Genomic DNA, 11,619 nt, shown 5'->3' with positions numbered 1-11,619 from the left:
AAATTCGTGGCGCCCACCTGCTGGCCAAAAAGAAGATGCCGACGCCGCCGCCCACTGTGAATGAGGTCGTGCGGCTGATTGCGCAAATCGGTGGCTTCCTCGGCCGAAAGAGCGACGGTGAACCGGGCGCCAAGACCATCTGGCGAGGGCTCGATCAGGTACTCGCTGCCGCTGACACGCTACGCGCGCTCCGCGACGGGCTCGGCTAATGACTTCTGTATAACGCTATGGGTTGAAGTGGAGAGTTAGGAAAGTGAACGACGACATTGAATGGCAAACTGTCGATGACACGGCATTTACAAACACGACTCCTGGGTCGAATAGGGACGTCACAATCAATACAACCCCTATCTGCCCGAACATGACTAATAAGGACTTTAGAAAAGAAGCCATGCGGGCGCGCGATATTGGCATTGAGTTAATCAAAAGACGCATCGAGGGTCTGGCGCGTTGGGACGAGAAGGAACAGCAGCGCGTAACAACTTTCTTTGCCCGCGCAGACGACGCTACAAAAAAGGTATTAAGCGATGGGCTGCCGCGATTGCTCGCGGCTATGCAGCAAATGGTGCCAGAAAAGATCGTACGATTTGACAGTGAAACGAATAGGATGCTGTCGTGTGTACCCAAGCCGGATTCGGGTAAGAATCACGCCGCAGTCTGCAAACCAGATTCGGAAAAGCGGGTTATTGCTATCTATTCCGCGTATTGTGATAGTTCATTTGGTCAGTTGTGGAGGGTCTGCAAGGTTAAGACGATAATCCATGAATGTACGCACTTTACGGATACTTTTAATTCGCGAGACGAGATTTATCTCGATACAGAATCCGGGGCGCGAATATGGGCGGAGAACCATCGAGAAGAGGCGATTAGAAACGCAGATAGCATAACCGGATATATAGCAACTTTCGATAAAGACGTAGAGGAAAGGAAATGAGCTTTCGGTGCCGCACACTTGTCGCTGTGTTTAGTTTATGCGCTGGTCTTTGCGGACCAGCTTTCGCAGAGAAATCAATTGACGCCGTGGCGAAGCATAGGCCATCCAGCACTGGATGTCGTTTCGTGGAGCATGTGCAACTGCAATTGCCGTTCAACACCACTGCGCTCTCGAAGGATAATCGGCTGTCAATCAAAAAGGCTGTGAAAGAGGCACAGAAATGGCCAGATGTGAGGATTCAGGCAATCGTAATCGCTGGCGCATATATCGGCGAGCGCGATCTGGATATCTTGCAGGATCGCCGTGGCGGGGTGGTGAAAGGATACCTGAGGAAACTTGGAATCCCGAGTGCAGCCATATATGTAGAGCCTAAAACTCTGACCGATGTGTTTGCGCAAAAACTTCCCGATGGTAGCACTCGTGTTAATCAAATCGAAATCGAATTAAGTCCGATTTGCAAGGGTGGCTGCGAATGGATGTGCGATGATCCAAGGCTTTGGCCACCTACCACGCCTACCAACCCGTAAGCACACGAACAGAGCCCCGCTTTGGCGGGGCTGTGCAAAGCCAGGTCACACCGACAACCGGCACCACCACGACTGAGCATAGGCGACATCGCCGATGAACTCGATGCCGGTCAGCACGAAGCCGTTAGGACCCATCCAGCTCGGTTCAACATCGTGCAGCCGCGGCAGCGGTTGCGCATCTGCCGAGCCGGATTGCTGGAAGCTCGCCACCTTGCTGGTGCGCTTGTATTGCGAGGACTGTTCGTGATTGATGGCTACGTCGCCGATCACCGGCTCGGCAGCTTCGATATCGCGTTTGTGCCGGTCTTCGCCGCGCTCGCGCATCGGTGTGGCAAGTACTCTCATGGGCTTCGTAATGGCTATCAGGATCAGGAATTCTCGGCACGGGGACAGCGCGAACAATTCCGGCGCCTTTATCGCGTGACTTGCAGAACCCCCATCATTGTCACAGCGTTTCGCTGCGCGATATCGCGATAGCAGTTGTTGAACAGGACGTGTGTGCGCGCTGTGCGCCCCGCAATGTCCTCAATCGGTGGCGCGAGTTCGCGAAGCTCGTCGTCGCTATCGTCATGGTTGAACCGTTCCGCCGCCGACTCGGCGCCGCTCCATGTCGACGCGGTGCGGCTATGCAGCCGTACGATTGCGAGTTCGGGCGACGTCGCTTCCCAAACTGAGTGCGCGCGCTTCGTCACGCCTTCCGGCGCATCGACAATCACGTGAACGATCCCGCGTTCACGCTCCATCGCAAGGGTTGACTCGCGGTGCTTCTCGCTCAACCAGCTCTCGTGCCGAAATTCGAACGCGGTCACAAACGGGTGCATGCGCTCGGCGCAGTGCTCGACGAGCCTCATCGCTTTCGGTACTGCGGTTATCCAGTGCGGAAACTGGAATAGCACCGCGCCGAGTTTGCCCGCCACACGTGCAGTGGCTGCAGGGCCGCAAAGAAGCGCGCCGACAGTTCCTCGATAACTGGCGGCGGTACATCCTTGTAATAGAGATTCTCATGAGGTCGCGCGGGTAACGATCGAGGTCGGTTCACGACCCGGAGCGGCCGTTCGGATTGCCGCAACTTCAATGACTGCTTCCGAGGTGCAACTGCCCGCCGTATCGCCAGGTTTGCGCGTGCAACATCACCGGCGGCCGATAGTGGGACGACTTCCCGATCAACCCAGCCATAGGCATCGCATACGTGACCACATATCGCGAGAACACGATCCGATCGCGTGGGCCTCGAGCACGACGGTAATCGCAACGGCAGAACGGTGATCGCGGGAGAGCCTTTCACACCGGCAATCGCCGGTCCTTCAGCGGGCGCCTAGGGGCGTGCGTCGGGTGACTATGGATGCATCGCCGACATCACGGCCGATGGTGAAACCTCCGGACCGCCCGACAGCGTATTTCGTACCGCAAAGCAGCTGCCGGGTCGAGTTGCCAAGGCTCGCGTAGGGCGGCAGCGGCGTTCGACTGGCTTTGATGAGAGCAGTTGCGACACACTCGCGCACCACCGCGCCAGTTTCTCCATTGCCGCCTATTACCAAAGTGATATAGCGGCAGCGAGACTCGGAAATCATACTGGCTCCGACCTGCCGCACACACGAGCTCGCTGCACAGTTTCCGATGTTTTTCCAGCTTGCAAGCAAGTGCGGCCGGTAGCCCCTTGCAAGGGGCAGCGCCGGCGCTCGCCTCTACACGTCGCGACGGCGCGTTGCGTCCACATTCTTTTTTTGACGGAGACTCCTATGAAAACAGTGTTACTCGTCGCCGGTGGGCTACTGTGCGCGTGCGCCTGGCACGCCAGCGCGCAAAACATCACTGCAAATCCAACGACCGCAGCACAGCCTGACTCGATGAATTCGGAAGGTCCCGACCCTTCGGGAAGCTCGATGTCCGGCGGACATAGCGTGGGTGACGGAAAGACCCGCGCCGAAGTCTATCAAGACCTCGTGCACTCGCAGCAGAACGGCGAGGCAGCGCGGTTGCAGGAACTCTTCAAAGGTAGTGGCAAGTGAACCTGCCTGGAGCGGGCAAACTGCGGCTCCGGAGAAAGGAGGGAAAACAAAAATGGCGTCTTTCGACGAACCGTCGATTCTCTCCGAGTACAACCGCGGGGAGAAGCTGATTGCCGGCATCGTGCTCGCCGTCGTCACGTTCTGGCTGTTCGCCCAGACGACCTTGAACGTGCTGCCGTCCATGTGGGCGGATCTGCAAATCGACGACGGCCTCAGTGACATCGCCGTCAGCATCACCGCCCTCTTTTCTGGCGTTTTCATCGTTGTCGCAGGCTGGCTGGAGGACAGGGTCGGCCGCGTGAAAATCAATCAAGGGAGCGTCGCGCATTGTCCTGCTTCGAGCGTAGTTTGTCGGCCTCCAGTCTGCGCGTGACCAGATGGATCAGGTAAGTCGCAAACTCGGGATCCTGATAGTACATCCGCATTGCATCGGCCGCGGAAACCGTCAGCAACTCGCATTCACTCTTGCAACAGGCCGTCCAGGTGCGACGATGGTCCGGCGAGAAAAGTCCGATCTCTCCGAGGATCGTGCCAGCGCCAATATCGACTCCGATCTCCTGAAGGCTGACCGTCCCGCGCAAGACATAGTAGAGCGCGTCGCTTGGCGCATCCTTGCGAAACAGCACGTCTCCGCGTTTGAAGCGACGGGGAGGCAAATCAGAGAGGAGCCGCTTAATGGCGAGCTGCGCATCGAGCGCCTGATGAAGCTGTGCATCGCCGACCTGATCGAGCCGCGCGGCCGCGATGCTGGCCTGCCTGCGACTCTCGACCTTGAGCGCTTTATACACCGTATAGAGATGCACTTTTACTGTCCCTTCCGCGATATTGAGTTGCCTCGCGATCGACTTGTTCGACTCGCCGCGCGCCGCGAGGGCCAGTACTTCGATCTGGCGTGGCGTCAGCATGCGGTTGTTCATCGCAGGGTCGGGAACCACGCGCGAATCCGTGGTTGCGCCACGCGAAGCTTGTGTGTGCTCTATTGCAGAGAACGTTGCCGGCAGGTATGCCGCGCCAGCCAGCACCACCTGTAGCGCGTCGCGCAACGCTTGCGCGGACTGCGACTTGTTCAGGCAGCGCGCCACACCGGCAGCCATGAAGGAGTCGATAGTCTGCTGACCGATCTCGCTCAGCAATGCGAGCGCTGGCAAATGCGGGAAGACGCGCCGCAATGCGCTCAGCACATCGAGTGCTTCGTTTTGATGGTCGCAATCCAGTATCAGCAGGTCTGCGCGGGTCCAGTCTTCGAAAGCGGTGATCCGATAGTCCGCACATGTCACCTCGATACACTCTTCGAAGTCGCGGACCAGGCGTGCAACGCCCTCGCGGAACAAACCGGTCGGTGCGATGAGGATGATATGCATATGCGTCACTTCTTGCGTCGATATCGTTCGCCGCGAATGCGAGCGCGTACTGCGTCCGAGACGCTGGAGCCATTGCGCGATGTCCATATTCGTGGCCTGCATTCGATGCCAGCCGGCACACGCGAGCTTGCCGCACCGGTTTGGCTCCGGCGCGACGCGATGCGATTCGCAAACGTCAGACGAAAATCGGGCGCACCGCTCGCCATGCAATCGGCCCCAGCTTGGCACTCAACCGGGCCGATGACTACCCAGTGTAGGCGTACAACTCGAACGGCGCATGATGTTCGACGGAGTTTCGAGTCACGACCGGGTACTGGGCAGCGCGTCCCACCTCTCCCTCGCTTTCTTCGCGGAATTCATGTGAAGCCGGGCCAGACCGTCTCCGATATCCCGCTCCGTTCGCGCTTCGCGGGCCAATTCGATTCTCCAGAGTCTGCGTGAGCGGCTCGCCGCGAGTCATTCGGTGCCGGTCCGTTTCATCGTGCTCGATTTTGCATCGACTCAGGGCATGGACGCGTGGGTATCGATCAGCTTCGTCAAACTAAGTCAGCTAAGCGCAGCGAAGAACGCGGACCTGGTGCCGGCTGCGCTGACGCCGCGTTCACGCGACCTGCTCACGAAAACCGGGACACTTAAGCTCCGGATTCGTGAATTCGATTCGCTCGACGTGGGTCTGGAGTAGGTCGAAGACGAGTTGCTCTCGGCGAACTCGCGTGCGACAGGGCACGGCTACGACTTTCGCGCGATGCTCGCGCGGCATTTCACGACCAGCGGGTTGAGCATGCTGCCGGTCGATGATGGACGGTCGGTCCGGCCGCGCAACGGGTTCATCGGTTTTTCGTCAAGATCATCGCTGCTCGACTTGCCTTCGTTGATGAGGCATTGCGTGCGGCGTTGTGAACGGTTTGCGCATCGTGGGCGCCTTCCTGCTCAGTGAATGAAAGGCGACATACGTGAAAGACCAACGAACGCTCAATAGAAGGGGCGCCGCTTTGACACGTAGGCGAACGTGTCATGTCCCGCCCCCTTGCTGTCGTCCGACTCCGCGCGACCAAAGCGGCGAGGTGTCGCACGTCTGCCGGTGTTCCTTGCCGTTTTGTCCCACGCGTGAAAATGGCGGACGCCGTGTGCTGGCTCGGCCTATTCTATGGAGGGAGCGCTCCCGCCTGTCGGGCAAAGGGAGCGCGAGCGGGAGCGAATCCATGAGCAGGCTGAATCTCCGGCGCAAGCAAGTCCTTGTGTCTTTCGCGCTACCCACGATCATCGTAGGGTTTGCGTTTGCAGGTATTGCAGTAACGGCACACGCCGACACGGTCCGGATTACCGTCTCGCACTACAGTGACGCGACTGGCCCATACTTCAACAAGATGGCTCACGAGTTCGAGAAAGCTACCCCTGGTACTACAATCAAGATCGAAGAAGTAAACTGGGACGCGCTGCAACAGAAGCTCCAGACCGACATCATGGGCGGCGCGAACTCGGACCTCGCGATTGTCGCTACCCGTTGGTTGCTGGATTTCGTTCACGACGACGTCGCCGAGCCCCTTGATGGCTACATGGACGCCAGCTTCAGGGACCGCTTCATTGGCCAGATCCTGGCGCCGGGCGAAATCAAAGGCAAGGTGTATGGCTTGCCGCTCGCTGCTTCAACACGCGCGCTGTACTACAACAAGGACCTGCTCGCGAAAGCTGGCTATCCGAATGGCCCGAAGACCTGGAACGACGTAATCGATGCGTCGAAGAAGCTCAAAGCGATGGGAATCGCCGGCTTTGGTCTTCAAGGCAAAGAGATCGAGACAGATGTCTATTTCTATTATGGACTTTGGAGTTATGGCGGGGACGTGATCGGCAAGGACGGCAAGGCTGCTTTCAATTCGCAGGCTGGCGTGAAGGCCGCAACGCTGTACAAAACGATGATAGACGAAGGTCTGACCGAACCGGGGGTCACCGGGTATAACCGTGAAGGCGTACAGAACCTGTTCAAGCAGGAGCGTGTGGCGATGGTTATCTCCCTGCCTTTCCTGTCGAAGCAGATCGCGAAGGAGGCGCCGAATCTGAAGTACGGTATCGATCCCATTCCGACCGGAACGACGCAGGCCACCTACGCGGTAACAGATTCAATCATGATGTTCAAGAACTCCAAGGTCAAGATGAGCGCCTGGAAGTTCCTCGACTTCCTCTTCACAAAGGGCCCGCGCGTCGAATTCTCGAAGACGGAAGGCTTCCTGCCCACGACGAAGGCCGAAGCCAGCGATCCTGCGCTCAATAGCCCAGACACCAAGGCGTTCATCGCATTGTTGCCGAACGCCCGCTTCGCACCGACTGTCACTGGGTGGGAAGACACCGGGAAGGCCGTGTCGGATGCCATACAATCCGTCTACCTAGGAAAGGCTCAACCCGCAGCGGCATTGAATGCGGCAGCCGAAAAGGCAAACCGGTCGCTGGGTAAGTAAGGCGACTGGGGTATTTGAGATCTGATGCAGACCGGCTCGCAAGCGGCTCTCGGCAAACCGGGGCGAGGTGAGACGATGTTCAGCCAGTCAATGGTTTGATGCCCATTTCCCGGCAAAGCGATGCGGCGTCTGCTGCACTTCTCTCGCCCAATGCTTTATCTCCGCCCATCTTTTGCAGCCAAGACAGGCCATATAGGCACTGTGCTTGCAAAGGACGCATTCCGAGGTCGTGGGCGATCATCAACGCCATGCGATAGTGATTGTGAGCTTCCTCAATCCGAGGTGCGGTAGCGTTCCCATCCGAGACAAGATCTCCCAACAAGCACCCGGCCCAGGCCTCGTTGCCTTGTTCGCCGGAGGCTCGAGCCAGGTCAATGGCATGATGTGCATGAGCGAGGGCTTCATCCTGTCGACTAGCGAGCTGGCACACTCGACCGAAAATCGAGAGCACTAGCGAATGTCCGAACGTTAAATCACTCGCCGCTGCCTGGCGAACTGCCTCTTCCAGAAGAACCAGTGCCTCATCGGTCCGGCCGAGTGAGGCGTACGCCGCCCCCAGACATGAGGCTATCCGAGGAACGAAGATTGGAAACTCCGCGCTCTTGCACATGGCCAGTGCTGGCTCAAGCGCCTCGACAGCAAGGCCGGGATTGCCTTCGATAAGGCGCATCCGTCCAACGCCGTGGCTAGCAAAGATCAGTTCCTCTGGCTCATTCATCCCTCGGGCCATGTCCATCGCCTCCTGTCCAAGGACAGCAGCCGCGTCGAATCGGCCGAGTTCGCCGAGACAAAGCACCAACCAGATACGACCGTTGACGCGCGTGAATTTTACGTAATCCTCATGTGGTCCGAGACCGTAGGCAGGGCCTTCATGGAGGAGATCTAGCGCCTGTCGAGCATGTCCCATCGCGCGTTCATAGTCTCCGCGCCCATACCGTGACCTGGCCAGCATCATGGAAGCCCACGCCTTCGCATCGGGGTCGCTTCGCCGCTCCCCCAACGCCAGGGCGCGTTCGCCTGCCTCGACGGCGCCGACCAGATCGCCTAACGAACCGAGCGTGAAAGCCAACCTTGATAGAATGCGCGAAAGGCGTATCTCGTCGCCAAGTTCTTCGGCAAGATGTTTTGCGCTCTCCAGATTCGCTCGGTCCCGTGTCAATTCTCCGAGCGGATAAAGCGAGTGGTTAAGTTCCCATCGGGTATCGACGATTTCACCAAGTATCTCGGCCGAGGACGGTAGAGCCGCATAGGCATTCAGGGCTTTCTCGAACAAGACCGACGCCTCGCGATGTGCGGCGCGTTTTGCAGTATTGTGACCGGCCCGGAGCCACAGCCGGGCCGCCTTTTCCATCAATCCGGCCTGGGCGCAGTGTTCAGCCAGGATTTCCGGTTGTTGCTCCACTACTTCAGAAAAATGATTCTCGAGCTCCATTGCGATGCGGACATGCAGTTGCTGTCGCCGGTCCCGCAGCAGGGAGCTGTACGCGGCATCTTGCACCAGGGCGTGCTTGAAGGTGTATTCCGCATCCGGTGGTGCCCCGTGCTGGAACACCAGCTCGGCACCGACGAGATGGTCCAATGCGTCGTCCAGGCGCTCCGTGGGCATCGACGCGACCGCGCTGATGAGCTCATAGGAAAATCGCCGGCCAATTGCAGCGCCGATTTGTGCTACATCCCGCACCGGGGCCAGACGATCGAGCCGCGCCATCAGCGAAGCGTGCAGCGTCATCGGGATCGCCAGTGGTGGCAGCGGACGATCGAGGACGTAGCGCCCGTTCTGCTCGCGCAGTACGCCGCTCTCGAGCACTGTCTTGGTCAGTTCTTCGACAAATAGCGGTATTCCATCCGTATGCTCGATGATCCGGTCTGTAATCTCTTTCGGCAGTGGCTTGCCAAGGGTTATCCGCTCGATCATCTCGGCTTGCTGCCGAGGGTGCAGACGATTGAGAGTAAGGAGCATCACCTCTGAGCGGCCGATCCACCGAGATACGAATTCAGGCCGGAAGGTGACAATCAGCAGGACAGGCAGGGTTGCAATACGATCGACAAGACGGTCCAGCGCTTCGAGCGAGCTTGGGTCGGTCCAATGCGCATCCTCGAACAAGATCAGCAGCGGCTGGTGCATTGCAAGCCCCTTGATTTGCGCAATTATCGTGCTAAGCGTCTTTTCCTTGTACTGTTGCGGCGTGAAGTTAAGTGCTGGGTATCGACCTTCCGTCGAAAGCGATAGCAACGCCGCTACCAGCGGAGCAGCTTCGCGCAGATTGTCGGCGGCTAACGCGAGCACCGCCTCCAGTTTGTCGAGGCGTTGTTCAGCGGTATCGCCCCGCCGCAAACCGGCCGCACGCTCGAGCTGGGAAATGAACGGATAGAAGGCACTGTCTTGATGGTGGCGCGAGCAGAAATACCGGAAGCGGCCGTGCGGCTCGAACTTGAGCCGCTCTTCAAGGGCTGCGGTCAGCCGCGATTTTCCGATACCCGGCTCGCCCGAAAGCAGCACAACCTGCCCTTCACCGTTCTTCGCCCGCTGCCATCGGCTGAGCAACAGCTCGATTTCTTCGTCGCGCCCGACAATTGGCGTCAACGTGGTCGTGTGCAGCGCCTCGAAGCGGCTTTCGACCCCGCTCGGGCCGAGCACTTGCCAGACCCGCACTGCTTCGTCAAAACCCTTCACTGTCGCCAGGCCCTTGTCGCGATAGTCAAACAGCCCGGCCGTCAGCCGCTGCGTGCTCGCAGAAATCACCACTGTTCCGGGCTCGGCCAACGTCTGCAGCCGGGCAGCGAGATTGGGTGTCTCGCCGACGACGCCGCGCTCCTGGGCTTCGCCCTCAACGGTCAGGTCACCGACGACCACTACGCCGGTAGCAATCCCGATCCGCACCTGCAAACTTTCGTCGATCCCGGAATCGAGATTGCCGATGGTTTGCACCAGCGCCAGCCCAGCACGTACAGCCCGCTCGGCATCGTCCTCATGCGCCTGAGGATAACCAAAATAGGCCAGCACACCGTCGCCCATGTACTGGGCAATGAAGCCACCGGCTTTGGTAACTACATCCGCGCAACCCCGGTAATAAGCGGCGAGGATCTTCCGCATGTCTTCAGGATCGAGCCGCTTCGAGAGAGCAGTCGAGCCGACGAGATCGCAAAACATGACGGTGAGCTGGCGTCGGTCCGCGTCATCTCGTGGCAAGGGCGTGGCCACGGTTGGAGATATTGCAGCGGCGCCGTCGCCAAGCTGATTAATTGCACGCAACATTTTGCGGCGATGCCCAAGCAAGACGCCAAGATCCTTGAGATCCTGGTCCGTCAGATCGCGAAGGACCGAGGGATCAATACCATTCTCGGCGAAGCTTTTGACATACTCGGACAAGCCGAGTGATGCCAGCCACTCTTCAATGCTTCCCACCGTATGTCTCCTGAAGACGGCCGCCTCATGGAAGGGTAGGAAAAATATTTGTTCCGCGCTTGTCGACAATCAGGGGGGCGGCCGGCTGCAACCAGACAGTATTGATTCTAGTTGTCGTCCGGTGCGATTGACGCACGATTTATTCGGCTTCTGACGAATCCAGAACCGGCGGTAAGATCGTTGCTTGTCCGTGGACCGTGCCCAAGCCTGCGTGTCAGATCTTCAAGCGGCGGCCGGGGCGCGGGACGTCCGGGATGGATCGCAGGTTCGCGTTCGCGTGGGCGCTCGACCGTGTCCCAGCGCGAGGGGCCGATATCTAGCTGGAGCGGCCCTCTGAACGGCCGGGTAAGAACGAGGGCGAACGGCTGCATTTGGCGTGCGCCGTGTAAAGGCGGCGCTTTCCCAGTGGGTGTAAGCCCCACCCGGCAACCGCTCCAGCCGGAAGCAACCGGAGCAGCTATGGAGGTAACGAAATGGCTGAAGCCTTCGGTGTAGCGTGTCACAAATTACGGTGACAGCGCGAGTGTGCAGGCCGTAACACGTGTGAACGCCGAGCAAGCCTCGAAAAGGTCGATGCGCAGGCCGACCCGACTGCCATTACGGGGAAGGCTGATACGGCTGGGTGAATGAGCAGGCAGGACGCCCAGTCGCTGCGCCGGGGTAGTGGCGACAGCATGCACACAAGGGAAGCGCACGCAACACGGGAAGCCCTTTGGCGTGGTTAGGGATGATCAACCGGACGCCCGCGAGGGACAGGCCGGGCGCCTTAGGGTGACGGAGAGGCCCGTATTACCGTTGAAGCCGGGTATTCAGCGGAGTCCATTTTTCTGCGGAGTGGGCACGACCTCATGGCAGTTCAGGAAGATATATCAATGAGATAGCGTCGCCGGCTTGTTGCCGGACTGCGCATAACAATTGGTGTTCTGCTT

At 58.9% G+C, this 11,619-nt stretch carries 10 protein-coding genes and 1 pseudogene; 7 read left to right on the top strand and 4 right to left on the bottom strand.

What is annotated here, in order from left to right:
- The 3 genes from F6X37_RS34280 to F6X37_RS34270 all read left to right on the top strand — a co-directional run.
- Positions 1-209 (top strand): IS4 family transposase (locus F6X37_RS34280; protein WP_316252028.1); only part of this gene is annotated, 209 nt, incomplete at its 5' end.
- Between the two features lie 44 nt (positions 210-253).
- Positions 254-934, top strand: coding sequence for a M35 family metallo-endopeptidase (locus F6X37_RS34275; protein WP_187614444.1), 681 nt, complete (start codon positions 254-256; stop codon positions 932-934).
- A gap of 125 nt (positions 935-1,059) precedes the next feature.
- Positions 1,060-1,461, top strand: a complete 402-nt coding sequence (locus F6X37_RS34270) for a hypothetical protein (protein ID WP_316252027.1) — start codon at positions 1,060-1,062, stop codon at positions 1,459-1,461.
- A gap of 45 nt (positions 1,462-1,506) precedes the next feature.
- On the opposite strand, the gene F6X37_RS34265 is transcribed toward F6X37_RS34270, so the two are convergent.
- Together F6X37_RS34265 and F6X37_RS34260 are read right to left on the bottom strand one after the other, a co-directional pair.
- Positions 1,507-1,806 (bottom strand): hypothetical protein, encoded by a 300-nt coding sequence (locus F6X37_RS34265; protein ID WP_262420134.1) that lies wholly within the window; start codon positions 1,804-1,806, stop codon positions 1,507-1,509.
- Between the two features lie 68 nt (positions 1,807-1,874).
- A pseudogene (locus F6X37_RS34260) lies at positions 1,875-2,464 on the bottom strand (DUF72 domain-containing protein); the annotation flags it as partial.
- Between the two features lie 880 nt (positions 2,465-3,344).
- On the opposite strand from F6X37_RS34260, the gene F6X37_RS37365 reads away from it, so the two are divergent.
- Together F6X37_RS37365 and F6X37_RS34250 are read left to right on the top strand one after the other, a co-directional pair.
- Complete coding sequence (locus F6X37_RS37365) at positions 3,345-3,470, top strand: hypothetical protein (RefSeq protein ID WP_262420133.1); 126 nt, start codon at positions 3,345-3,347, stop codon at positions 3,468-3,470.
- A 52-nt stretch (positions 3,471-3,522) separates the two neighbouring features.
- Positions 3,523-3,843 carry a hypothetical protein gene (locus F6X37_RS34250; RefSeq protein ID WP_187614440.1) on the top strand — a complete coding sequence of 107 codons (321 nt, stop codon included), beginning with the start codon at positions 3,523-3,525 and terminating at the stop codon, positions 3,841-3,843.
- Here the strand turns inward: F6X37_RS34250 and F6X37_RS34245 are convergent.
- Complete coding sequence (locus F6X37_RS34245; protein WP_262420132.1) at positions 3,776-4,918, bottom strand: LuxR C-terminal-related transcriptional regulator; 1,143 nt, start codon at positions 4,916-4,918, stop codon at positions 3,776-3,778. The genes F6X37_RS34250 and F6X37_RS34245 overlap by 68 nt on opposite strands.
- A 376-nt stretch (positions 4,919-5,294) precedes the next feature.
- Between F6X37_RS34245 and F6X37_RS34240 the strand changes: the two genes are divergently transcribed.
- Positions 5,295-5,513 (top strand): hypothetical protein, encoded by a 219-nt coding sequence (locus tag F6X37_RS34240; RefSeq protein ID WP_187614438.1) that lies wholly within the window; start codon positions 5,295-5,297, stop codon positions 5,511-5,513.
- 520 nt (positions 5,514-6,033) lie between these two features.
- Entirely contained in the window at positions 6,034-7,284 is a 1,251-nt protein-coding gene (locus F6X37_RS34235) for an ABC transporter substrate-binding protein (RefSeq protein WP_222945026.1), read from the top strand.
- A gap of 79 nt (positions 7,285-7,363) precedes the next feature.
- Here the strand turns inward: F6X37_RS34235 and F6X37_RS34230 are convergent, their stop codons facing one another.
- Positions 7,364-10,690: an adenylate/guanylate cyclase domain-containing protein gene (locus F6X37_RS34230; RefSeq protein WP_187614437.1), complete on the bottom strand. Its 3,327-nt coding sequence runs from the start codon at positions 10,688-10,690 to the stop codon at positions 7,364-7,366.
- Between the last annotated feature and the right edge of the window lie 929 nt (positions 10,691-11,619).

It is taken from the genome of Paraburkholderia sp. 31.1 (assembly GCF_014397645.1).
GTDB lineage: Bacteria > Pseudomonadota > Gammaproteobacteria > Burkholderiales > Burkholderiaceae > Paraburkholderia > Paraburkholderia tuberum.
Note: the sequence above shows the minus strand (reverse complement) of the source record. Positions and strands in the feature narration are given on the sequence as shown.